The sequence below is a fragment of the Massilia sp. GCM10023247 genome (assembly GCF_042653325.1).
Classification (GTDB): domain Bacteria; phylum Pseudomonadota; class Gammaproteobacteria; order Burkholderiales; family Burkholderiaceae_D; genus Telluria.
On sequence record NZ_JBHSIB010000005.1, the window covers coordinates 215,220 to 238,975 of the forward strand.

Below are 23,756 nucleotides of genomic sequence, written 5' to 3' on the forward strand. Positions count from 1 at the left end.
GCGTTCGGCGCAGGCAGCCCCGGGCGCCGCGCCATGCCGACCACGCTTCCCGGCAGGTTTTTTTTAATTTGAAGAAGAGCTTATGTACAAAATCGTATTCATGCGCCACGGCGAATCCACCTGGAACCTGGCCAACCGCTTCACCGGCTGGGTCGACGTCGACCTCACCGAAAAAGGCATCAACGAAGCGCGCAGCGCGGGCCGCGTCCTGCGCGAAGCCGGCTTCGCCTTCGACCTGGCGTATACCTCGGTCCTGAAGCGCGCGATCCGCACGCTGTGGCTGGCGCTCGACGAAATGGACCAGATGTACCTGCCGATCAAGAACGACTGGCGCCTGAACGAGCGCCACTACGGCGCCCTGCAGGGACTGGACAAGGCCGAGACGGCCGCGAAATACGGCGACGAGCAGGTGCTGGTCTGGCGCCGCAGCTACGACACGCCGCCGCCGGCCCTGGATGCGTCCGACGAGCGCGCCTCGTTCAAGGACCCGCGCTACGCCGGCCTGCCGAAAGAAAGCATTCCATTGACCGAGTGCCTGAAAGATACGGTGGCGCGCGTGATGCCGGCCTGGGAACAAGAAATCGCCCCGGCCATCCGCGCCGGCAAGCAGATCCTGATCTCGGCCCACGGCAACAGCCTGCGCGCCCTGATCAAGATGCTCGACAACATCAGCGACGAAGACATCGTCAGCCTGAACATCCCGAACGGCCAGCCGCTCGTCTACGAACTGGACGAGAACCTGAAGCCGATCCGCCACTACTACCTGGGCGACCAGGATGCGATCGCTGCCGCCGTGGCCGCCGTCGCGAACCAAGGGAAGGCGAAGTAAGCCTTGCGTTTTCCAAAGAAGAAGTTGGCCAGCGCCGCACTGCTGTGCGCGCTGGCGATCAGCTTGGCTGCGCCGAACGCTGCCGCGGTCGGCGCGCCTTCCAAGCCGACCGAGCGCAGCCGCCAGAAGGCGGCTGCCGAGGCCAAGCGTGCCGGCATCCAGCAAAAGCTGACGGCCCTCAAAAAAGAGATCAGCCGCACCGAAAGCGAAAAGGAGGACGTCGCCGACACGCTGGCCGAGTCGGAAGAGGCGATCTCGAACGCCAACCGCTCGCTGCGCGACCTCGCGCAAGAGCAAGAGAACACCAATCTGCGCCTGCGCGACCTCGCCACCGAACAAGAACGGCTGGCACTGACAATTGTTGGTCAGAAGAAACAATTGTCGGCCCTATTGCGTGAGCACTATGTGGCCGGCAACGAAGACCGGATCAAACTGCTGCTCTCGGGCGACAACCCGAACCGCATCAACCGCGACCTGCAAATGATGGCCTACGTGTCGCAGGCCCAGGCGAAATTGCTCGCCTCGCTGAACGCGAACCTGGCGCAGGTCGAGGAAAACCGCGCGAAGGTCGAGAACGCCAAGGTCGAGCTCGAGGAAATCGCCGAGGAGCAGCGCGACCAGAAAGCCGTGCTGGAAAAGGAAAAACTGCGGCGCGCAGCCCTGCTCGGCGAGCTGTCGAGCAAGCTGGTCGCCCAGCGCAAGCAGGCCGACAGCCTGCAGCGCGACGAGCAGCGCATGACCGGCCTGGTCGACCAGTTGACGCGCCTGATCCGCGAACAGGCCGAAGCCGAACGCAAGCGCCGTGAAGCGCTGGCGGCGGCACGTGCCAAGGCAGCGGCCGAGGCCGCCGCCAGGGAGAAGGAGCGCGCCCTGGCCCGCGCCGCCGCGAAAGCCGAGCGCGACCGCCTGGCGCGGGAAGCGGCGAAAGCGGGCAAGCCGCCACCGAAGCCGCTGCCGGAAGAGCCGCGCGTGGCCGAGGCGCCCAAGCCCGTCGAAGAAGACGAGACGCCGGACATTTCGCTGGCCCCGGCCGCGCCCAAGGGCGCCTTTGCCGCCATGCGCGGACGCCTGAGCTCCCCGGTCAGCGGCACCATCGCGGCGCGCTTCGGCGCCAAGCGCGGCGGCGACGGCCCGAGCTGGAAAGGCATGTTCATCAAGGCGCCGGAAGGCACCGAAGTGCGCGCCGTGGCGCTGGGCCGGGTGGTGCACTCGGGCTGGATGCGCGGTTTCGGCAACCTGATCATCATCGACCATGGCGGCGATTACCTGTCGATCTACGCCAATAACCAGACCCTGCTGAAACGGCTGGGCGATGCGGTACGGGCCGGCGAGCCGATCGCCAGTGCGGGCAACACCGGCGGTAACGAAGAATCGGGTCTATACTTTGAACTCAGGCATCTGGGCAAAGCCTTCGACCCGGCGAGCTGGGTGAAATTCTAGGATTGAGGGGCAAGGATGGGCAAGAAACTGAAAAGCATGGGCCTGGTCGGCCTCGGCGTGGTCGCCGGCGTGGCGCTGACGGCGCAGGTCTCGGCCTGGGCGCAGAAGGGAGGGGGCAGTCCGCTGCCGCTCGACGAGCTGCGCCAGTTGGCCGATGTCTATGGCCTCATCAAAAGCGACTACGTGGTGCCGGTCGAGGACAAGAAACTCTTGTCCGAAGCCATCAGCGGCATGGTCGCCTCGCTCGACCCGCACTCGGTCTACCTCGACCAGAAGGCCTATCGCGAGATGCGCGAAAACGTGGCCGGCAAGTTCGTCGGGATCGGCATCGAGGTCGCCGCGGAAGACGGCTACGTGAAAATCGTCTCGCCCATCGAGGAATCCCCGGCCTACCGCGCCGGCATCAAGGCCGGCGACCTGATCACCCGTATCGACAACGTCCCGGTCAAGGGCCTGTCGCTGGACGAAGCGGTCAAGAAAATGCGCGGCAAACCGGGCAGCAAGGTCACGCTGACCATTGCCCGCCGCGGCGACGACCGCCCCTGGGTGGTGCCGGTGACGCGCGAAGAAATCCGCGTGCTGAGCGTCAAGGCCAAGATGGTCGAGCCCGGTTACGCCTGGGTGCGCATCAGCCAGTTCCAGGAAGCCACGCTCGACGAACTGGCCAGCAAGACCGCGGCCCTGTACGCGGGTAACCCGAACATCAAGGGCCTCGTGCTCGACCTGCGCAACGACCCGGGCGGCCTGCTGCCGGGTGCCATCGGCGTCTCGACCGCCTTCCTGCCGAAGGAAGAGCTGATCGTCTCGACCAAGGGCCAGTTGCCCGGCTCGAACCAGAATTATTACGGCCGCCGCGAATTCTATGCGCCGCGCGGCGCCGACCCGCTGGCGACCCTGCCGGCGGCCCTGAAAACCGTGCCGATGGTGGTGCTGGTTAACGGCGGCTCGGCCTCGGCCTCGGAAATCGTCGCCGGCGCCCTGCAGGACTACAAGCGCGCGATCGTGATGGGCAGCCAGACCTTCGGCAAGGGCTCGGTGCAGACGCTGCGCCCCTTGTCCGCCGACACCGCCATCAAGCTGACCACGGCGCGCTACTACACGCCGAAGGGCCGGCCGATCCAGGCCAGCGGCATCGTGCCCGACCTGCTGGTCGACGAAACGCGCGAGGGCGACGGCCTGAATGCGCTGCGGATGCGCGAAGTCGACCTGCAGCGCCACCTGTCCGGCGAAAACGAAAAAGCGGGCGACGCGGCGAAAGAGGCACGCGACAGCGCCGAGCAGCGCCAGCGCGCAGTGGCCGTGCTGAAGAACCGCCAACCGCTCGAACTGGGGGGCAAGGACGATTTCCAGCTGGCCCAGGCGCTGAACCATTTCAAGGGCTTGCCGGTTCAACTGGCGAAACCTGCAGCGGTCGAGGCCGAAACCACGCCGAAGCAATTGCCCGGCACCGAGACGAAGCCGCCGGAACTCAAAAAGTAAACGTCGGGGCGGGCGGCGTCACCGCCGCGGGTGATGTCACACCCGGGTAGCGCCGCTCACCCTGCGTCCCGCCGCACGCATTGTTCATGAACGACAACCAGCTCCTGCGCTACTCGCGCCACATCCTGCTCGACGAGATCGGCATCGAAGGCCAGGCACGCCTGCTGGACGCGCACGCGCTCATCATCGGCGCGGGCGGCCTCGGGTCGCCGGCGGCTCTCTACCTGGCGGCCAGCGGCGTCGGCCATATTTCCCTGGTCGACGACGACGAGGTCGACCTGACGAACCTGCAGCGCCAGGTGATGCACACGACCGAGCGCGTCGGCATGGCGAAGGTCGAGTCCGGCCGTACTGCCTTGCGGGCCATCAATCCGGAGGTGACGGTGAGCTGCCTGCGCGAACGGGCCGGCCCGGCACGCCTGGCGGAACTGGTGCGCGGTGCCTCGGTCGTGCTCGACTGCAGCGACAATTTCGCCACCCGCCATGCCCTGAACCGCGCCTGCGTCGCCGCCGGGGTGCCGCTGGTGGCGGGGGCGGCGATCCGCTTCGACGGCCAGTTGTCGGTGTTCGACATGCGCCGTCCCGACTGTCCGTGTTACGCCTGCCTGTTCCCCGAGGACAGCGGTTTCGAAGACGTCGCCTGCAGCACGATGGGTGTGTTCGCGCCCCTGGTCGGGATGATCGGCGCGGCGCAGGCGGCCGAGGCGCTCAAGCTGTTGCTCGGCATCGGCGAGCCGCTGGCCGGGCGCCTGCTGCTGCTCGACGGCCGCGCCATGGAGTGGACCGCCGTCAAAATCGGACGCAATCCGGCTTGCCCGGTCTGCGCCGAGCGACCCGCGCACGGTTGAACTGCGGCACCTTTTCTCTCTGCCTTACAATGTTGCACCCGGCGGTGGTTGCTGCCACCGTTCGGCCTTATACTAAGAGCGCCTGACACAGGCTTCCGAGTACCTTGTTCCACCCACCTATCCAAGATTGACTATGCAGATCGTTTCGCACCGTGCAGTTGGCCGGCGTTTCGCGCGCGGCTTTACCCTCGTTGAAATCATGGTTGTCGTGGTCATCATCGGCATCCTGGGCGCCCTGGTGGTCCCGAAATTGCTCGGCCGTACCGGCGAGTCGCGCGTCGTCGCCGCCAAGACCGACATCGCCACCCTGATGCAGGCCCTGAAACTGTATAAACTCGACAACCAGCGCTACCCGACCACCGAGCAGGGCCTGCAGGCGCTGACCGCCAAGCCGACCTCTGGCCCTGCCGCGAACGGCTGGAAAGAAGGCGGCTACGTCGAAAAGCTGCCGAAAGATCCATGGGGTAATTCGTATCAGTACCTGTCGCCCGGCCTGCACGGCGAGATCGATGTCTTCTCCTACGGCGCCGATGGCCAGGCCGGCGGCGAGGGCGAAGACGCCGACGTCGGCTCCTGGCAGGGATAACAGCACATCATGGCTGGCGTCGCGCCGCCACGCAGGGCTGCCGGCTTTACGCTGGTTGAGATCCTGGTCGTGATGGTCATCATCGGCATCACGCTCGGCATGGCCTCGCTCAATGCCATTCCGAGCCCGCGCCAGGACCTCGAAAACGAAGCCAAGCGCCTAACGCTGCTGCTGCAGCTGGCGCGCGACGAAGCCATCGTGCGCAACCGGCAAGTGAGCTTCGAAGCCACTCCCGAACGCTACCGTTTCCTGGTACGCAACGATACCGGCTGGGTGCCGGTGACCCAGGACGATTTATTGCGCGAGCGGCCCTTCCGCAACGCGCCGATCCGCCTGCTGCTCGACCCGCCCCAGTCCAACTCGGGCGACACGCTGCGCATCACCTTCGGACGCGAGCCGGTCGACAAGCCGTTCATCCTGACCCTCGCCAGCGGCAACCACAGCGTGGCGGTGCGCGCCGACGGCATCGGCCATTTCACGGTGGTCGAACCAGGCGAACTATAAGCATGCTGCGCACACATCATTCACGCGGCTTCACCCTGCTCGAGGTGCTCGTCGCCCTGGTCATCGTCGGCACCGCGCTGGCCGCCGGCCTGCGCGCGGTCGGCAGCCTGGCCTCGAACAGCGCCGGCCTGCGCGCCTCGATGATGGCCACCTGGTCGGCCGAGAACCGCCTGGTGCAGATTCGCCTCGGTAAGGAATTCCCGGAAGTAGGCAAGCGCAGCTATGCCTGCGGCCAGGGCGATTTGCGCCTGATGTGCCAGGAAGAAGTCCTGGTCAGCCCGAACCCGCAGCTGCGCCGGGTCGAGGTCTCCGTGTTCGACATGGACAACCCGAACCGCCGCATCCTGAAACTGGTCCAACTCGTGCTGAGGCCGCGATGAACGCGCGACGCGGAGCGAACGCAGGGTTTACGCTGGTCGAGTTGCTGGTGGCCATCGGCATCCTGGCCATGGTTGCCGTGCTCGGCTGGCGCGGCCTGGACGGCATCGTGCGCGCCCGGGTCGCCCTGACCGAGCAGATGGAGATGACGCGCGGCCTGCAGCTGACCTTTGCCCAGATGCAGAGCGATTGCGAACACGCGGCCGACGCCACGCTGATGGGCCGCCGTCCCTACCTGGCCCAGGACGACGACCGCCTGACCCTGGTGCGCACCGTGTTCAACGAAAACCAGCCGGCGCGGCTGCAGGTGGTTGCCTACCGCCTGGTCAACGGCGAGCTGCTGCGGCGCGAATCGATAGCCACCCGCGACCTGCTCGAGCTCGACGCCCTGTGGCAGGCCGCGATCAGCGACACCGACCCCACGCCGCCGGTGCGCCTGCACGGCGGCGTCGACTCGATGGGCGTGCTGGTGTGGCAGAACAATGCCTGGCGCAAGCAGCCCGAGCCGACATCGCAGGGCATCGTCGGCACCACCGGCATCACCGGGGTGCAGGTCGTGCTGGCCACGCGCGGCTATCCGCAGCCGCTCACCAAGTCCTTCCTGTTGGGGAATATCTGATGCGCCCGCCGCGCCACCTGTATCGCCCGCCGCGGCGCCAGCGCGGCGTCGCCGTGATCACCGCGCTGCTGTTGACCACGCTCGCGATCTCGATTGTCGCCAGCCTGTTCTGGCAGCAGCAGGTCGAGGTGCGCTCGATGGAAAACCAGCGCCTGAACCTGCAAACGCGCTGGATCCTGCGCGGCGCGCTCGACTGGGCCACGCTGGTGCTGCGCCAGGACGGCTACGACAACAGCACCTACACGGCCTCGACCCACGTCTGGGCCACGCCCCTGGCGGAAACCCGGCTCGACCAGTACATCGAACGCGAGCGCGTGGAGGGCGAAACCTTCGACGCCAGCCTGTCGGGCGACATCGAGGACGCCACCTCGCGCTACAATCTGCGCAACCTGGAAATCGGAAACAGGATCGACAAGACGCACCTGGCCATCTTCGAGCGCCTGCTGACCAACCTGCGCATCAACCCGTCACTGGCGCGCAGCGCGGCGAACCTGGTTGCGGCCAGCCAGCCGGTGTTCTATCCGGACGGTGCGGTCGATCCGAAAACGGGAGAAGAGGTCGGCGGCCAGGAACGCGATCCGGCCGCGGGCGGCAATCCGGAAGGGGAGTCGGCCGGCGGCGCGGGCGGCGGCGGCTTCGGCGGTGCCGTGCGCGAGGGCGAACACGCCGCTGTCGACCCGGCCAACACGCTACCGGTGTCGCGCGAAGGCATCGGCACGCCGATCAAGTTCATGGAAGTCGACGATTTATTGGCCGTAAAAGGATTTACGCCGGAAATGGTGGAGCGCTTGCGCCCGTTCGTCACCGTGCTGCCCGATCGCACGACGGTGAACGTGAACACGGCCTCGGCCGAAGTGCTGGCAGCGGTGATCCCGAATTATTCGCTGTCCGAAGCCAATGCGCTGTTGGCGCGGCGGCGTAATGTGCCCTGGCGCGATATCGAAATGTTCAAGCGCGAGATCGGCGCCGGCCACCCGGTGGGGGAGGGGACGGTGGGTGTGAAAAGCGACTGGTTCCTCGTCAATAGCCGGATCCGGCTGGAGCGCGCGGCACTGAACTCGCAAGCGCTGATCCAGCGCGGCGCCAACCGGATCAACATCGGCAGCGGCGGCATCAAAGTTGTCTGGGTTCGTCAAAACTAAAAGAAAGCGAGACGGTTTGGCTACACTTTATATCCGGCATCCGGCACGCGCAGAAGGCGAAGACGCGTCCTGCCGTTACGCCGTCGTCGGCGACGGCGGCAACATCGAACAACAAGGCGAAGGCCCGCTGCGCAGCCTGACCGACATCGTCGCCGCCAGCCGCCGCGTGGTGCTGCTGCTGGCCGGCACCGACGTCAACCTGCTCTCCCTGCAGGTGCCGCCGCTGTCCGGCCCGCGCCTGCGCGCGGCACTGCCCGGCCTGGTCGAAGAACATATTTTGGGCGACCCGCTCGACTGCGTGCTGGTGGCAGGTCCCGCCGGCCCAGAGGGCACCCGCCCGGTGGCAGTGGTGGCGCGCGACTGGTTCGAGCCGCTGGTGCGCACCTTGCTGGCGCAAGGCGCGCGGGCGGTGCAGGCGCTGCCGGCGCAGCTGTGCCTGCCACTACAGCCGGGCGGCGTGAGCGCCGCCATCGGCGGCGCCGAGTTGCTGTTGCGCCAAGGCCAGTACAGCGGGCTCGGCCTCGCGCTCGAAGCCAACCCGGCCGTCGCGCTGCAGACCGCGCGCGCGCTGGCTGGCGACGCGCCCCTGACGCTCTACGTGCTGCGCGAACAGCTCGGCGAATACGGCGCGCTGCTGGCCGAAGCCGGTCCCGGGATCGCGCTCGAAGCCGACGACTGGGCGCACTGGATCGCCGGCGCGCGCGCCGTCGGCTTCGACCTGGTGCCGGGCCTGGGCGCGGCCGGTGCGCGCCAGCGCGACTGGCGCCGCTGGCGCGTGCCGATCGCGCTGGCCTTCCTGGGTGTGGTGGTCAACCTGGCCGGGATCAATATCGAATGGCTGCGCCTGCGCGGCGAAGCCAACCTCGTGCGCCAGCAGATCAGCGACACGTTTAAATCGGTCTACCCGAACCAGCCGGTCGCCGATCCGGTCGCGCAGATGCGCCAGAACATCGCCCGCGCCAAGGCCGGCACCGGCCAGGTCAGTCCCGACGAATTCATTTATCTGGCCGGCGCCCTGGGCGAGGCCACACGTGAACTGATGAGCCCACCCGGGATTACATCAATCGAATACAAGGAACGTGCTCTGCGGGTAGCGGTCAAACCGGAAACGGTCGACCCGAACGCGCTGCGCCAGCTGCAGGCGGCCCTGTCCGCACGCGGCCTCGTTTTGGAAGCATCCGCACCTGCCAGCTGGGTGGTGCGTAGTACGGGAGCCAAGCCATGAGCCTGGGTAACACTGTCGGCCGGGCGCGCGAGCGCGCCGCGGGATACTGGATCGCGCGCACCGAACAGGAACGCCGCTACCTGACGGCCGGTTTCGTCGTTGTCGCCCTGGCGCTCGGCTACCTCGGCCTGGTCGAACCGGCGGTCGAGGGCCGTGCCCTGCTGCAACGCTCCTTGCCGGCCTTGCGCCTCCAGGCGGCCGAGGTCGCCAGCATGGCGAACGAGGCGCGTGCGCTCGTCGGCCAGCCGGCGGTGCCGGTCACGCCCATGACGCGCGAAACCCTGCAGGCCAGCCTGACGGCGCGCGGCATCACGCCCGGTTCGCTCACGCTCACCGGCGAGTTCGCGCGCCTGCAGGTGTCCAACGTGTCGTTCGCCAACCTGGTCGCCTGGCTCGATGCCCAGCGCCGCGAGAATCGCATCGCCGTCCAGGAAGGCACGTTTACCGCGCAAGACCCGCTTGGCCAGGTCGACGCCAGCCTGACCCTGCGCCAGGACATGGGCAGCGGCGCCCGATGAAGCGCACGCTCGGGTGGCTGCTCGTACTCGTGCTGGCGATGGCGCTGACGGTGTGCGTTTTCCTGCCTGCCAGCTGGCTCGGCACGATGGTGGAACGCCAGACCGGAGGCCGTTTGACTCTCGGGGATGCGCAGGGTACGCTCTGGAACGGCTCAGCCTTCGTGGGCGGGGCGCCGGGCGAGGGTGGTTCGGTGACGCCGCTGTTGCCGGGGCGCTTCAGCTGGCAGTTGTCGCCGCTGGTGCTGTTCGGACGGGTCGACATGCGCCTCGAGAATCCTGCGGCACTGTCGGGCCCGGTGCGCATCGCCGGCAGCTGGTCGCGCTGGCAGGTGAGCGAAGGACAGTTGCTGTTGCCGGCCGACGGCCTGGCCGGGCTCGGCGCGCCGCTGAATACGCTGATGCCTTCGGGAATCATTCGCCTGTCGTGGAACCGGCTCGACCTCGAGCGCCAGCCGGCCAGCGTCGCGGTGACCGGGCGCACGGTGTTGTCGATGACCGACATGGGTTCGCGCATGGCGCCGATCCGGCCGCTGGGCAGTTACGAGATGGCGATAGACTGGCGTGGTGTTCAGGCCGATCTGGTATTGCGCACGGTGCGCGGCGCCTTGCTGTTGTCGGGAAATGGAAGCTTGCAGAACGGACGCTTGCGTTTTTCGGGGCAAGCGTCGGCTGCCGAAGGATATGAAGAGACCCTGGGCAATATGCTGAACCTGCTGGGACAGCGCCGCATGGTGAACGGTAAAAACATAATCGCATTAGAGTTCAGATAATGAAAACATCCTTCCGTAGCACCCCTGATTTCCCGGCCCGCTTCCCGGAACGCTTTCCGGCACTGCACCGTATCGCTGCCGGTGTCCTGCTGTGCTGCGCGGTCGCCACGGCGTTGCCGCCGGCCCAGGCCCAGAACCAGGAAAATGCCGCCGCCCTCAGCTTCGTGAATGCCGACATCGAGTCCGTGATCAAGGCGGTCGGCCACTACACCGGCATGACCTTCATCGTCGACCCGCGCGTAAAAGGCACGCTGACCCTGCAATCGGAAAAACCCTTGACCAAGAGCCAGGCCTTTGGCCTCTTGACCTCGGCGTTGCGCCTGCAGGGCTTTGCCGTGGTCACCACCGGCGAAGGGTATGCGAAAGTGGTGCCGGAAGCGGAGGCGAAGCTGCAAGCCTCGCCGACCCAGGTCGGGAAACGCGGCTCGCGCATCCAGGGCGACCAGATCGCGACCCAGGTGTTTCACCTGCAATACGAGTCGGCGCCGAACCTGACCGCCGTGCTGCGCCCGCTGATTTCGCCGAACAATTCGATCATGGCCAACCCGGGCAACAACAGCCTGGTGATCACCGACTACGCCGACAACCTGCGCCGCCTGTCGCGCATCATCGCCGCGCTCGACGCGCCGGTCGGGGCCGACCTCGACGTCGTCCCGATCCGCAACGGCATCGCCAGCGACATCGCGACCCTGGTCTCGCGCCTGATGGAGCCGGCCGCCGGCGGCGATTCGGGCCGCGTCTCGGTGCTGGCCGATCCGCGCACCAATTCCGTGGTCGTGCGCGCGCCGTCGCAGGCGCGCGCCAACCTGGCCAAATCGCTCATCGCCAAGCTCGACCAGCCGACGACCGAACGCGGCAACATCCACGTCGTCTACCTGAAGAATGCCGACGCCACCCGCGTCGCCCAGACCCTGCGCGCGGTGGTGTCGCAGGACGCCTCGGCGGTGCCGACGCAGCAGCAGGGCACCTCGGGCGGCTCGATCCAGGCCGGCGCCCAGGGCGGCACCGGCGGCAGCGGTGGCGGCCTCGGCGGCCAGCAGGGCCAGCAAAGCAGCGTCGGCATGGGCGGTACGGGTAACACCTTCGCCCAGCAGGGCCAGGCGACCAGTGCCGGCGGTGGCGGCGGGCAGGGTTCCGGCTTCATCCAGGCCGACGCCTCCACCAACAGCCTGATCATCACGGCGCCGGATGCGGTCTACCGCAACCTGCGCGGCGTCATCGACCAGCTCGACGTGCGCCGCGCCCAGGTCTATATCGAGGCGCTGGTGGTCGAGATGAATTCCCAGAAAGCCGCCGAATTCGGCGTGCAGTGGCTGGGTTTGTCGGGAACCGACACCAGCAAATACCGCGTCGGCGGCCTGCAGTCGTTTAATTCCGGTAACAGCAACAACCTGATCAACCTGGCCGCGGCCGCGCGCGCCGGTCTCGACAATGCGACCTCGGTGCCTTCGCTGCCGGGCTTTACGCTCGGCATCTTCAAGCAGATCAACGGCGAGCTGGGCCTGGGCGCGGTGGCCAGCGCCCTTGAAAACGAGGGCGCCGCCAACATCTTGTCGACACCGAACCTGATCACCCTCGACAACGAACTGGCGACCATCAAGGTCGGCCAGAACATCCCGATCATCACGGGTTCGTTCACGACTGGCACCAGTGGCGCCAACAACCCGTTCCAGACCGTGGACCGCCGCGACATCGGCCTGCTGATGAAGGTGCGTCCGCAAATTTCCGAGGGAGGCGTGATCAAGCTGTCGATCTACCACGAGAATTCGGGGATCGATAATTCGGTGATCCGCGCCGAGGGCATCGTCACCACCGTGCGCGCCTTCGAAAGCAATATTTTGGCCGACGATGGCCAGATCATCGTGCTCGGCGGCCTGATCCAGGACAACGAAGACCACGGCGAGGAAAAAGTGCGTGGCCTGGGCGACATCCCGGTGCTCGGCAACCTGTTCAAGTACCGCAGCCGTACCCGGAATAAAACCAATCTGATGGTCTTCCTGCGTCCGGTGGTGGTGCGCAGCAAGGAGCAGAACAACAGCATTTCGCTCGACCGCTACGAATACATGCGCGCCCTCGGCGCCACCACACGGCCGGCCGACGACACCATCCTGATGCGCAATATCGGCGCACCGGAGCTGCCGCCGCTGACCAACGGCCAGCCGCCGCCCGGCGGCACCCTGGCCACGATGCCGCCGCCGGCGCCGCTGACCAGGCGCCCGGGCGCGGCCACCGGAGCCGATACCGGCCGCAGCCCGGCCCAGGTCGCGCCGAGCCCAGCCCAGGCGGCGCCGGTGCCGGAATACCGTCCGGTGACGCCACCGAACCAGAAGTGATGAACCATGACTAATTTGTTGCCTTACGCTTTTGCCCGCGACCACGGGGTGCTGGCGCGCAGCGGCGATGATGCTGGACCAGGCGCCGGCCAAAGCGTCGAAGTGCTGATTTCCAGCAGCACGCCGCCGGCCGCCATTGCCGAGGTGTCGCGCCGCTTCGGCCGGATCGCCTTGCGCCGCCTCGACCGCGGCGAGCTCGACGACGCGATCGCCGCCGCCTATGCCTCGGCCGGCGGCGACGCCAACCAGGTTGCCGACGAATTCGACGCCGACCTCGACCTGACGCGCCTGCTGCAGGATGTGCCGGCCATCGAAGACCTGCTCGAATCCTCGGACGACGCGCCGGTGATCCGCATGATCAACGCCTTGCTCACGCAGTCGTTGCGCGAAGGGGCGTCCGACATCCACATCGAACCTTTCGAGCAAACCTCGGTCGTACGTTTTCGCATCGACGGCGCCTTGCGCGACATCGTGCGTCCACGCAAGGGTATCCACGCCTCGCTGATCTCGCGGATCAAGATCATGTCGCAGCTCGACATCGCCGAAAAACGCCTGCCGCAGGACGGCCGCATCACGCTGCGCGTGGGCGGCAAGCCGGTCGACGTGCGCGTCTCGACCTTGCCGACCGGCCACGGCGAGCGCGCCGTGCTGCGTCTGCTCGACAAGGAAGCCGGACGGCTCGACTTGAGCCACCTCGGCATGAGCCCGGACCTGCTGCCCCAGTTCGACAAACTGATCAACCAGCCGCACGGCATCGTGCTGGTGACCGGCCCGACCGGTTCCGGTAAAACCACGACGCTGTACGCCGCCCTGTCGCGCCTGAACGCCTCGACCACCAACATCATGACGGTGGAAGACCCGATCGAGTACGACCTGAACGGCGTCGGCCAGACCCAGGTCAATGCCCGCATCGACATGACCTTCGCCAAGGCCTTGCGCGCGATCCTGCGCCAGGACCCCGACGTGATCATGATCGGCGAGATCCGCGATCTGGAAACGGCGCAGATCGCGGTCCAGGCCTCGCTCACCGGCCACCTGGTGCTGGCGACCCTGCACACCAACGATGCGGCCGCGGCCGTTACCCGTCTGCTGGACATGGGGATCGAACCCTTCCTGTTATCGTCTTCCCTGCTGGGGGTGATGGCGCAGCGACTCGTGCGCAAGCTCTGCGTGCACTGCAAGAAGAGCGACGGCACAACCTGGCATGCGGTCGGCTGCGAGCGCTGCGGCCATACCGGCTACCACGGCCGGGTCGGCGTCTACGAGCTGCTCGAAACGAACGAGGGCATTCGCGCCCAGATCCACAATCAGGCGTCGGAAGCGGAAATCCGTCTCGCGGCCCAGCAAAGCGGCATGCGCACCATGCGCGAGGACGGCGAACGCTGGCTGCGCGACGGCACCACCACGCAGGCCGAGTTGCTGCGCGTCACGAAAGACTGAACGCATGATCACCCCAGCGAGGACCTACTAAGTGCCGGCCTTCCGTTACGAAGCCGTCGATACCGGCGGCGCCACGCGCAAGGGCGTGGTCAACGCTGACAGCCCGCGCGCGGCGCGCGCCGACCTGCGCGTGCAGGGGCTGACGCCGCTGAACGTCGAGGCCATCGCGGCCCAGGTCGACGCCAGCGGGGTCACCCGCGCGCGCGGTTTCGGCGAGCGCCTCTCGACGGTCGAGCTGGCGCTGTTTACGCGCCAGCTGGCTAGCCTGCTGGAAGCAGGCCTGCCGCTCGAGCAAGCTTTTACCGCCTTGCTGGAGCAGGCCGAGCGGCCCTATGTGCGCGACCTGATCGCCTCGATTCGCGCCGAAGTCATGGGCGGCATCGCCTTTTCCGATGCGCTCTCGCACCACCCGCGCGACTTCGACCAGATCTACCGCGGCCTGGTCTCGTCGGGCGAGCAGATCGGCCAGATTGCGCGCGTGCTGTCGCGCCTGGCGGACTATATCGAGCGCCGCAATGCCCTGGTACAAAAGGTGCGCCTGGCGTTTACCTATCCGGCGATCGTCACCGTGGTCGCGTTCGCGATCGTGATTTTCCTGCTCACCTATGTGGTGCCGCAGATCGTTTCCGTGTTTGCCAACACCAAGCAAAAGCTGCCCGTGCTCACCGTCGTGATGCTGGCCGTGTCCGATTTCATGCGCGCCTACGGCATCATCCTCGGGATTGCGCTGGTCGGCGCCTGGTTCGCCTGGCGCCGCGCCCTGCAAAACCCGGCTTTGAAGCGGCGCTGGCATACCTGGCTGCTGACGGCGCCCATCTACGGCAAGTTCGAGCGCAGCCTGAACACGGCGCGTTTCGCCTCCACGCTGGCGATTACCACGGGCTCGGGCGTGCCGATCCTGCGCGCGCTCGACACCAGCCGCGACACCCTGTCGAACGTCGCCATGCGCGAACTGGTCGAGCAGGCCACCGGCAGCGTGCGCGAGGGCGTCAGCCTGGCGCGCGCCCTGTCCGTGCAAAAGCATTTCCCGCCGATGCTGGTGCACATGATCCGCGCCGGCGAAATCACCGGCGAACTGCCTGCCATGCTCGAGCGCGCGGCGAACTCGCAACAGGCCGACCTCGAACGGCGCACGCTGACCATTGCCGGCCTGCTCGAGCCGGTGCTGATCCTGGCGATGGGCCTGGTGGTGCTCCTGATCGTGCTGGCGGTCCTGATGCCGATCATTGAAATCAACCAGCTGGTGCGCTAACAAGGAAACCGATGAAGCGTCTGCCTCTCCTCTTCACCCTGCTGGGCCTGGTCTTCGTGGCGGTCTCGGCCACCTACTGGGGCATGCAGCTGTACAAGCCGCAGCAGCGGCCGATCGCCGCCGTGCAGACGGCCGCGCTGCCCGAGCCGTCGCCGGACGCCGCCGCGACCCTGTTCGGCGGCCAGGCCGTCGCCAACGTCGTCAGCAATTACCAGTTGACCGGGATCGTCTCGGCCGGCCGCGACAGCGTGGCCATCCTGGTGGCCGAAGGCCAGCCGCCGAAGGCGCTGAAGGTCGGGCGCGAACTGGCGCCGGGCGTGAGCATCAGCGAAGTCCATCCGAAATACATCATGCTGTCCGAAGGCGGCGTCATGAAGCGGATCGACCTGGCGGCCGACACCCGCCCGGCGATCCCGCTGTCCGGCGGGCCGTCGATGGCCCCGCCGCCGGCCGGACAACCCGGCGTCGCACCGGGCGCGATGCCGGCCATGGAACCGCAAACCGCGCCTGGCGCCGTGCAGGCCCCGCCGCCGCCGGGCGAGGTCAACCCCGTGGTCCCGCAGGGCCAGGAGCCGCCTCCGGAAGGTCCGCCGCCGGACGTCGCCCCGACCGTTCCACCGCCGCAAACCCCGCAAATGCCGCCGCCGACCCGTGCGATCGGCAGCCCCGTGAGCGGCGCCCCGCCGGTGTCGCAGTAAAGGGCCGCCTGCCTGACCCTGCAATCGTGTGCGTGCCGCTCCGTAGGGTGGGCTCCGCCCACGCGGTCACCGCTCGCAAACACGCGGCTGCGATAGCGGTCGTGATGCGCGGGGCTCATGTCGCCCGGTAAACCCTTCACCGACCTTCACCGCCGCAGCGCCGTAAACGCCGCAAACTCCCACGACCTGAATCCGACCAACAAGGTCATCCCTTCGCGCTCGCCGGCCGGCAGGCGCCGGTCATGCCGGTGCAGGCGCGTCAGCTCGGCCGCCAGCTGGTGGATCTTTTGCGCCAGCTCGGCCGCACTGGCCTGCGACAGCCGCGCCGGCAGGCACAGCAAGGTTTCGCCGGCGCCGTCGAAACGCCCGGCAAAATAATCCGGCACGATCTGCTCGCGGAAGTAATGCTGCACCGGGCCGTCCGGCAGCCAGTGGAAGGCATTCGAGACGCGCAGCGTATAGCGGTTCAGCGGACGCAGTTCGATCAGGCCGAGCCGGTCCAGCTCGACCAGGCAGCCGATGCATTCGGCTTCGGTGAGCCGGTACGTCTCGACGATCTGCTCCATGCTCCAGTAGCCGAGGCAGCAGATCGCCACCAGCAGCAGGCGCGGCTTGGCGACGAGCGAGGTTTCCTGGGGCAGGGTGAGGGCGTCGGTCTGGGGCCGGGCATCGGCCGCGCGACGCAGCACGTCCTCGAAGGCGATGCCGGCCGCCTGGCAAATCTGCGCCAGCCGCGATAGCGGCATGTCCTTCTGGCCGAACAGGCGCTTGACGCTCGACTCGCTCATGTCGATGCGTTCGGCCAGCGTTTTATAGGTCAGATTGGCCGCGCGCAACTCGGCGCGCAGCACGTCGACGATCAGCTCGGGTGAGCTCATGGGAATCCTGTACGTTTTAGCAACGGTGCGTCGCTTAATGTACAGGCGAAATACAGGGTGGGCAAGGTGGGGAATGCGAGCGTGCCGATGACCAGGCGATGAAACCGCGTGGGCTCAAGAGCCCACGCGGTCTTGCGTGTCGAGGCGCACCCGGGCGCCGGGAAGTGAGCCAGCGCTCACTCGTCCTCGGGCACCAGCGGCGCCTTCTTGAGCAAACGCTTGGCGGCCTGGCGCTCGCTCGACAGGGGTTTCGCGTGCGGTCCGGCCGCGCGGGCCTTGGCCAGGGCCGCGACCGGGTTGCGCGGCTTGCTCAATTGCTGGACCGGTTGGACACGCAGCATCATTTTTTGCCGCGTCGCGAGTGCCTTGTTGGCCATCTTGCTCTCCTGACTGTTTCCTTTACAGCACGTAGCGCGACAGGTCTTCGTTGGCCGACAGGACGTCGAGCCGTTCGTTGACGTAGGCCGCGTCGATCGTGACCTCCTTGACCTGGCTGTCGCTGGCGTGGAACGAAATTTCCTCGAGCAGCTTTTCCATCACCGTGTACAGGCGGCGCGCGCCGATGTTCTCGGTGCGCTCGTTGACGGAGAAGGCGATCTCGGCCAAACGATGGATGCCGTCTTCGGAGAAGCGCAACTGCACCCCTTCGGTGCCCAGCAGCGCCTCGTACTGCGCCGTCAGGCAGGCATCGGTGCTGGTCAAAATGCGTTTGAAATCGTCGATCGACAGCGATTCGAGTTCGACCCGGATCGGGAAGCGGCCCTGCAGTTCGGGAATCAGGTCCGACGGCTTCGCCAGGTGAAACGCACCCGAGGCGATGAACAGGATGTGGTCGGTCTTGATCATGCCGTACTTGGTGTTCACCGTAGTGCCCTCGACCAGCGGCAGCAGGTCGCGCTGCACGCCGGCGCGTGAGACGTCGGCGCCGCCATGCTCGGAGCGGGTGGCGATCTTGTCGATCTCATCCAAAAACACGATGCCGTTGTTCTCGACGTTGTGGATCGCCTTCTGCTTCATCTCGTCTTCGTTGATGAGGCGCGCGGCTTCCTCGTCGACCAGCACCTTCATGGCGTCCTTGATCTTCATCTTGCGCGGCTTCTTGCGCGCCGCGCCGACGCCGGCGAACATCGACTTGATCTGTTCCGTCATTTCTTCCATGCCCGGCGGCGCCATGATTTCCATCTGCGGCGCGCTGTCGGCCACTTCGATTTCGACTTCGCGGTCGTCGAGCGAGCCCTCGCGCAGGCGCTTGCGGAAGGTCTGGCGCGTGCTGTCGCCTTCCTTGGCCTCGGCGGTGGCGCTGACGTTGAAGCCGAAATCGCGTGCCGGCGGCACCAGGATGTCGATGATGCGGTCTTCGGCGGCGTCTTCGGCGCGCTGGCGCACCTTTTTCATTTCGCTGGCGCGGGTCTGCTTGATGCCGATATCGATCAGGTCGCGGATGATGGTGTCGACGTCGCGCCCGACATAGCCGACTTCGGTAAATTTGGTCGCTTCGATCTTGATGAAGGGCGCGTCCGCCAGGCGCGCCAGGCGGCGCGCGATCTCGGTCTTGCCGACGCCGGTCGGGCCGATCATCAGGATGTTTTTCGGGGTGATCTCGTGGCGCAGCGGCTCGTCGACTTGCTGGCGGCGCCAGCGGTTGCGCAGGGCGATGGCGACGGCGCGCTTGGCCTTGCCCTGGCCGACGACGTGCTTGTCCAGTTCCGAGACGATTTCCAGTGGGGTCATGTTCATAATGTGCGCGCCGGTCAGTCCAGCGTTTCGATGATGTGGGACAGGTTCGTGTAGATGCACAGCTCGCCGGCGATGGTCAGGGCCTTCTTGACCACTTCTCCCGGCGGCAGGTCGGTGTTTTCCTGCAGCGCCTTGGCGGCCGACTGGGCGTAGATGCCGCCCGAGCCGATGGCGCCGATGCCGTCCTCGGGTTCGAGCACGTCGCCGTTGCCGGTGATGATCAGGGTGGTTTCGCGGTCCGCCACCAGCAGCATCGCCTCGAGCTTGCGCAGCATGCGGTCGGTGCGCCAGTCCTTGGCCAGTTCGACCGAGGAGCGCAGCAGGTTGCCCTGGTGTTTTTCCAGTTTTGCTTCGAAACGGTCGAGCAGGGTAAAGGCGTCGGCGGTGGCGCCGGCGAAGCCGCACAGGACCTTGCCCTGGTAGAGCGTGCGCACCTTGCGCGCCGAGCCCTTCATGACGACGTTGCCCAGCGTGACCTGGCCATCGCCGCCCAACGCGACCTGTGCGCCGCGACGCACACTCACAATGGTGGTGCCGTGAAATTGTTCCATATCTGCCTCATGATTAACTAGCCCTCCGCAAGTGGGGGTGTTGCACAAAATTGCAAGACAGGATGAGCGGGCCGGGTGAATCGCCTTGGCACACCGCCTTGGCGACGCGCCAAGGCGATGCCCATTATTCCATTATTTGTTCAATAGTTATGGGCATACAGGCGCGCGCAGCCGCTGTAGTTCAACAGGCGCAGCAGGGCCGCCACCAGGTGGTTCAGTTCACGCAGTTCGACCTCGCGCCCGCTGGCGCCCAGCCGGGACAGGCTGGCGTGCAGGGCGCCCGCCGCGCCGAAGCCGATCCGCGCCAGCCGCCCGCAGTCGAGCACGATCGGCTGGAGGGGATCGGCGTCGGCATAGGCCTCGAGCGCGGCCAGCAGCGGCTGGATGTCGCCATCGACCACCGGCGGTAACAGGAAACGCTGCTCGGCCCCGGCAGCCCGCGGGGCGGGGCTCGGAACGGCCGCGCTTGCCCGTGACGCCGCGCTTGCCTCGAAAGACGGCGGCGACACCTCGAAGGTGACGCAATAATCCATCGCCGTTTCTTCGAAGTCTTTTTCGCGCCCGAGGCCTTGCAGCAGTTCGAGCAGCAGCAGCCAGGGCGCTTCGCCGGCGTCGCGTTCGCCGATCGCCAGCATCGGGCGCAGCACGGCGATCAGGGTCTCGGTCCCGGCCAGGGCCAGCTCGCGTCCGGCGGCGCGCAAGCCCTGCAAGGCCGCCAGCAAGGCGGCGCAGCCTTCGCCGGTGGCACCGCTGACGCCGTTGAAATCGATCCGTACCGGGGCGCCGCCGCTGCCCGCCAGCGCCTGCAGGCGCGGCGCCGTGGCGGCGTCGAGCGTGCCCGTCAAGCGCAGGCCGGGCGCCGCACCGGCCCAGGCCGCGGTCGGCGCGTCTTGCGGCAGCCGGCTCGTATAAGCCGGCGGCGAGGTTTCGAAATGGCTGGCGTAGTCGATCGCGATGTTCTCGAAATCGGCTTCCCGCCCTTGTGCCTGGTACAGGTCGAACAACATCCACCAGGGCTGGCGCTCGGTACGGCCGAGTTCAGCCAGGCTGCCGAGCAGCATCTGTTCGGCCAGCTCGGCCTGGCCATTCGCGTAGAGGATGGCACTTTCCTCGACCACCGGCGCGCTGGCCGGCGCGGCAGCGGCGTCGGGCAGGTCGGCCAGGGTGACGAGCTCGGCCTCGAGCGGAGGCTCGACGACGGTCGCGGCTGCCGCCGGGGGACGCCGGGCGCTGCCCCAGGCGGCCTCGGTGTCGGCGAACATGTCGGTCGTCATCTCGAGTTCGATGGCGTCGATCTTGGCGGCGGTCGCGCGGGCAATCTCGCGCTGGCGTGCGCGCTCGGCGTCGTTCGAGAGGGGCAGGTTTTCTTCAAGGCGCGGGGGCGCCGCCGGCCTGCTGGCCGGCTCTTCGTTCTTTTTCTTTAGAAAGGAGAAGAAGCCCACGTTGTTCTTATCTGTTTGATCGCGCCAGTGCAGGGCGCTCATCCACGACCTTAGCATGGGCGCGCCCGGGGCGTCCCGCGCACACCTGCGCCTGCGCAAAGGCGGTGCGGACGAACGTTAGTGTATCCGATGAGAAAGTTTTCGAGGGCACGCGCACATGCCGTGTGGCGCGCTGCGGCCTAAAAATGCGAAAAGCATGCGCCAGGCGCATGCTTTTCGAGGGCCGAGCGGTAGGAAATGATCAGTCGCCGTACAGCTTCTGCTTCAGTTCGCGGCGCTGCTGGGCTTCGAGCGACAGCGTGGCGGTCGGGCGCGCGATCAGGCGTGGAATGCCGATCGGCTCGCCCGTTTCTTCGCACCAGCCGTAGTCGCCGGCTTCGATGGAAGCAAGCGATTGCTGCACTTTTTTCAGCAGCTTGCGCTCGCGGTCGCGGGTGCGCAGTTCGAGGGCGTGCTCTTCCTCGATGGTGGCGCGGTCGGCCGGGTCCGGGACGAGGACGGTCTCGCGCAGGTGTTCCGTGGTCTCGCCGGCGTTTTTCAGCAGTTCTTTTTCGAGCTGCTGCAGGCGATCCTTGAAGAACGCGAGCTGGGCCGGGTTCATGTAGTCCTCTTCGCCCATCGCCCGAATTTCTTCTTCCGTCAAAAGTCGGGCTTCGGCCGCGGCGGCATTCGGTTTCGTTGTTTTAGTCATGACTTCACTTACCTTCGATACGACAGAGGTTTTCATTTTATCAGCTAGCTCATCCGTAACACCCTGGCTCCAGGGTGCGCGTCCTTGCTGCTGCCATGACGGCCCATGCGTTCCTGCCGTCTTCGCTGCCAGCCTTGCCCCGAGGGTTGTCAGGCGCCTTTCGGCAGCGGTCCATCGTCACTACCTGTCGCATCTCTCTCAAGAGGCGGCGGGTACCGTTAAACCGGGATAGTTTATACCAAACATTGTTCCAGTCCGCTGATAAATACGTCTTTTGGTAAATTTTTACCAATAAAGACCATTTTGCTACCACGGGGCTCGCCGGCGTCCCACTTTGCGCCCAGGTCGCTGCCCATGATTTGATGCACGCCCTGGAAGACGACCTTGCGGTCGGCGCCCTGCATCGACAGCACGCCTTTGTAGCGCAGCATGCTCGGGCCGAAGACTTGCACCATGCTGCCGAGGAACTGGTCGAGGCGTTCAGGATCGAACGGCCGCTCGCTCTTGAACACGAAGGCCGCGATGTCGTCGCTATGGTGCGCGTGGTGGTGGTCGACCCCGTGGCCGCAGGCGTCGCTGTGGACGTGATCGTGGGCGCAGGCAGCGTGGTCGTGCTCGTGGTCGTGCTCGTGATCGTGATCGTGATCGTGATCGTCGGCGCGCAGGAAATCGGGGTCGAGTTCGAGCTTGTCGTTGAGGTTGAAGCCGCGCAGGTCGAGTACGTCGGCCAGCGGCGCGCGGCCGAAGTCGGAGGTCGAGATCGGGGCGCGCGGGTTGATGCGGGTGAGGCGCGTTTTCAAGGCGTCGACGGCGGCGGCGTCGACCAGGTCCAGTTTTGAGAGCAGGATCTTGTCGGCAAAGCCGACCTGGCGCTGGGCTTCCTCGTGGCGGTCGAGCTGGTCCATCGCGTGGCGCGCGTCGACCACCGTGACCACGGCGTCGAGCATGTAGTGAGCGCCTACTTCTTCGTCGACGAAGAAGGTCTGGGCCACCGGGCCCGGATTGGCGAGGCCGGTCGTTTCGATGACGACGCGGTCGAAGGCGATCTCGCCGGCCTCGCGCTTTTGCGCCAGGTTAGTTAGCGCCACGATCAGGTCGCCGCGCACGGTGCAGCAAATGCAGCCATTGTTCATCTCGACGATCTGCTCGCCGCTGTCCTGGACCAGGATTTCGTTGTCGATGTTTTCCTGGCCAAATTCGTTTTCGATGACGGCGATGCGCAGGCCGTGGTCCTCGCGCAGGATGCGGTTGAGGAGGGTGGTCTTGCCGGCGCCGAGGAAGCCGGTCAGGATCGTGGCCGGGATCGGCTGCGGTGGGGTAGGCGTTGAGATGGACATGGATTGGCGTTCGGCCTGGTAGGGCAAGGAGAAGCGGAAGATTATGCCGTAATTTGCAATCTGCCACCATCAACCGTGCCGGCCTTTGCGCTAGCTCAGGCGAGTGTTTGCCTACTTTGCTTTCGCTCGCGGATGAGCTCGGTCATACACGGCGGCCAGGTGCTGGAAGTCGAGCGCCGTGTAGACCTGGGTCGAGGTGATGCTGGCGTGGCCCAGCAGTTCCTGCACGGCGCGCAAGTCGCCCGAGGACTGCAGCAGGTGCGAGGCGAACGAGTGGCGCAGCACGTGCGGATGCACGTGGGTGGGCGAACCGGCGCGCAGCGCATGCTGCTTGAGGCGCTGCTGGACCACGCGCGGCGTGATGCGCGCGCCGCGGCTCGACAGGAACAGGGCGGCACTGCCGTCGGCCGCCGGCGGGCGCACCGCCAGCCAGGCCGCGAGCGCCTCGCGTGCGGGGCCGCCGACCGGCACGCGGCGCATTTTGCCGCCCTTGCCGGTCACGACCACTTCACCGGCGGCCAGGTCCAGCCAGCCGAGCGAGGCGGCGCCGTTGACGCTGTCCTTCTCGCTGCGATAGGCCAGGTCGAGTCCGGCCAGTTCGGACACCCGCAGCCCGCTCGAATACAGCAGTTCGAACATCGCGCGGTTGCACAGTTCGGCAGGTTCGGGGTGGCCGTGGCGGTTCGCCTCCAGCAACTGGACGGCGGCATCGACGGCCAGGGCCTTGGGCAGGGTTTTCGGGCGGCGCGGGGCGCGCACGCCTTCGACCGGATTGGCCGGCAGGCTGACCTGGCGCGACAGCCAGGCATAGAAGCCGCGCCAGCCGGAGAGTTTGCGCGCAATCGTGCGCGGCTCCTGGCCGCCGGCGTGCAGGCGCGCGGCGAAACGGCGCATGTCGGCGTGGCTCAGTGCCGGCCAGTCGTCGTGGCCGGCCAGCTCGGCCAGCTCGAGCAGGTCGCGCCGGTAGGCGGCGACCGTGTGCTGCGACAACTGGCGCTGCGTGGCCAGCTCGCGCAGGTAACGCCCGGCCCAGTCCTCGCGCGCCGTCTCCATGTGATG

General features: G+C 66.8%; 24 protein-coding genes. 16 read left to right on the top strand and 8 right to left on the bottom strand.

Annotated elements, in window-relative coordinates:
• The first annotated feature begins 82 nt into the window (after positions 1-82).
• From gpmA to ACFPAH_RS02480, 16 genes are all read left to right on the top strand, one after another.
• Positions 83-829 carry a 2,3-diphosphoglycerate-dependent phosphoglycerate mutase gene (gpmA, locus tag ACFPAH_RS02405; protein ID WP_379740065.1) on the top strand — a complete coding sequence of 249 codons (747 nt, stop codon included), beginning with the start codon at positions 83-85 and terminating at the stop codon, positions 827-829.
• 3 nt (positions 830-832) lie between these two features.
• A complete protein-coding gene (locus tag ACFPAH_RS02410) occupies positions 833-2,269 on the top strand; it encodes a murein hydrolase activator EnvC family protein (protein ID WP_379740068.1) in 1,437 nt (478 codons plus the stop codon).
• Positions 2,270-2,284: 15 nt separating this feature from the next.
• On the top strand, positions 2,285-3,748 hold the full coding sequence (locus ACFPAH_RS02415) for a S41 family peptidase (RefSeq protein ID WP_379740071.1): 1,464 nt from the start codon (positions 2,285-2,287) through the stop codon (positions 3,746-3,748).
• An 86-nt stretch (positions 3,749-3,834) separates the two neighbouring features.
• Positions 3,835-4,596 carry a HesA/MoeB/ThiF family protein gene (locus tag ACFPAH_RS02420; RefSeq protein WP_379740074.1) on the top strand — a complete coding sequence of 254 codons (762 nt, stop codon included), beginning with the start codon at positions 3,835-3,837 and terminating at the stop codon, positions 4,594-4,596.
• Between the two features lie 133 nt (positions 4,597-4,729).
• Entirely contained in the window at positions 4,730-5,182 is a 453-nt protein-coding gene (gene gspG, locus ACFPAH_RS02425; protein WP_379740077.1) for a type II secretion system major pseudopilin GspG, read from the top strand.
• A gap of 9 nt (positions 5,183-5,191) precedes the next feature.
• Positions 5,192-5,686: a GspH/FimT family pseudopilin gene (locus ACFPAH_RS02430; protein ID WP_379740080.1), complete on the top strand. Its 495-nt coding sequence runs from the start codon at positions 5,192-5,194 to the stop codon at positions 5,684-5,686.
• Positions 5,687-5,688: 2 nt separating this feature from the next.
• Positions 5,689-6,066, top strand: coding sequence for a type II secretion system minor pseudopilin GspI (gene gspI, locus ACFPAH_RS02435; protein WP_379740083.1), 378 nt, complete (start codon positions 5,689-5,691; stop codon positions 6,064-6,066).
• Positions 6,063-6,683, top strand: a complete 621-nt coding sequence (locus ACFPAH_RS02440; RefSeq protein WP_379740086.1) for a PulJ/GspJ family protein — start codon at positions 6,063-6,065, stop codon at positions 6,681-6,683. The genes gspI and ACFPAH_RS02440 overlap by 4 nt, the downstream gene beginning before the upstream one ends.
• Entirely contained in the window at positions 6,683-7,825 is a 1,143-nt protein-coding gene (gene gspK / locus ACFPAH_RS02445) for a type II secretion system minor pseudopilin GspK (RefSeq protein ID WP_379740089.1), read from the top strand. The genes ACFPAH_RS02440 and gspK overlap by 1 nt, the downstream gene beginning before the upstream one ends.
• Before the next feature lie 16 nt (positions 7,826-7,841).
• Positions 7,842-9,050, top strand: coding sequence for a type II secretion system protein GspL (gspL, locus tag ACFPAH_RS02450; protein WP_379740091.1), 1,209 nt, complete (start codon positions 7,842-7,844; stop codon positions 9,048-9,050).
• The gene (gene gspM / locus ACFPAH_RS02455) at positions 9,047-9,568 is read left to right on the top strand and encodes a type II secretion system protein GspM (protein WP_379740094.1); all 522 of its coding nucleotides are present in this window, start codon (positions 9,047-9,049) and stop codon (positions 9,566-9,568) included. The genes gspL and gspM overlap by 4 nt, the downstream gene beginning before the upstream one ends.
• Positions 9,565-10,338, top strand: a complete 774-nt coding sequence (locus ACFPAH_RS02460) for a type II secretion system protein N (RefSeq protein WP_379740097.1) — start codon at positions 9,565-9,567, stop codon at positions 10,336-10,338. The genes gspM and ACFPAH_RS02460 overlap by 4 nt, the downstream gene beginning before the upstream one ends.
• The gene (gene gspD, locus ACFPAH_RS02465) at positions 10,338-12,671 is read left to right on the top strand and encodes a type II secretion system secretin GspD (protein WP_379740100.1); all 2,334 of its coding nucleotides are present in this window, start codon (positions 10,338-10,340) and stop codon (positions 12,669-12,671) included. Before ACFPAH_RS02460 ends, gspD begins: the two co-directional genes overlap by 1 nt.
• Positions 12,672-12,677: 6 nt before the next feature.
• Positions 12,678-14,111, top strand: a complete 1,434-nt coding sequence (gspE, locus tag ACFPAH_RS02470; protein WP_379740103.1) for a type II secretion system ATPase GspE — start codon at positions 12,678-12,680, stop codon at positions 14,109-14,111.
• 31 nt (positions 14,112-14,142) lie between these two features.
• Positions 14,143-15,363, top strand: coding sequence for a type II secretion system inner membrane protein GspF (gspF, locus tag ACFPAH_RS02475; RefSeq protein ID WP_379740106.1), 1,221 nt, complete (start codon positions 14,143-14,145; stop codon positions 15,361-15,363).
• Positions 15,364-15,374: 11 nt separating this feature from the next.
• On the top strand, positions 15,375-16,061 hold the full coding sequence (locus ACFPAH_RS02480; RefSeq protein WP_379740109.1) for a type II secretion system protein N: 687 nt from the start codon (positions 15,375-15,377) through the stop codon (positions 16,059-16,061).
• 146 nt (positions 16,062-16,207) lie between these two features.
• Here the strand turns inward: ACFPAH_RS02480 and ACFPAH_RS02485 are convergent, their stop codons facing one another.
• From ACFPAH_RS02485 to xerC, 8 genes are all read right to left on the bottom strand, one after another.
• Positions 16,208-16,939 carry a helix-turn-helix domain-containing protein gene (locus ACFPAH_RS02485; RefSeq protein WP_379740112.1) on the bottom strand — a complete coding sequence of 244 codons (732 nt, stop codon included), beginning with the start codon at positions 16,937-16,939 and terminating at the stop codon, positions 16,208-16,210.
• A gap of 176 nt (positions 16,940-17,115) precedes the next feature.
• Entirely contained in the window at positions 17,116-17,316 is a 201-nt protein-coding gene (locus ACFPAH_RS02490; protein ID WP_379740115.1) for a hypothetical protein, read from the bottom strand.
• 22 nt (positions 17,317-17,338) lie between these two features.
• Positions 17,339-18,676: an ATP-dependent protease ATPase subunit HslU gene (gene hslU, locus ACFPAH_RS02495; RefSeq protein ID WP_379740118.1), complete on the bottom strand. Its 1,338-nt coding sequence runs from the start codon at positions 18,674-18,676 to the stop codon at positions 17,339-17,341.
• Between the two features lie 14 nt (positions 18,677-18,690).
• Positions 18,691-19,227: an ATP-dependent protease subunit HslV gene (gene hslV, locus ACFPAH_RS02500; RefSeq protein WP_379740121.1), complete on the bottom strand. Its 537-nt coding sequence runs from the start codon at positions 19,225-19,227 to the stop codon at positions 18,691-18,693.
• 140 nt (positions 19,228-19,367) lie between these two features.
• Complete coding sequence (locus ACFPAH_RS02505; protein ID WP_379740124.1) at positions 19,368-20,669, bottom strand: STAS domain-containing protein; 1,302 nt, start codon at positions 20,667-20,669, stop codon at positions 19,368-19,370.
• Positions 20,670-20,910: 241 nt separating this feature from the next.
• On the bottom strand, positions 20,911-21,360 hold the full coding sequence (gene dksA, locus ACFPAH_RS02510) for an RNA polymerase-binding protein DksA (protein ID WP_379740127.1): 450 nt from the start codon (positions 21,358-21,360) through the stop codon (positions 20,911-20,913).
• A gap of 233 nt (positions 21,361-21,593) precedes the next feature.
• Positions 21,594-22,697: a CobW family GTP-binding protein gene (locus ACFPAH_RS02515; protein ID WP_379740130.1), complete on the bottom strand. Its 1,104-nt coding sequence runs from the start codon at positions 22,695-22,697 to the stop codon at positions 21,594-21,596.
• A gap of 111 nt (positions 22,698-22,808) precedes the next feature.
• Positions 22,809-23,750 (bottom strand): tyrosine recombinase XerC, encoded by a 942-nt coding sequence (gene xerC / locus ACFPAH_RS02520; RefSeq protein WP_379740133.1) that lies wholly within the window; start codon positions 23,748-23,750, stop codon positions 22,809-22,811.
• Positions 23,751-23,756: the final 6 nt, after the last annotated feature.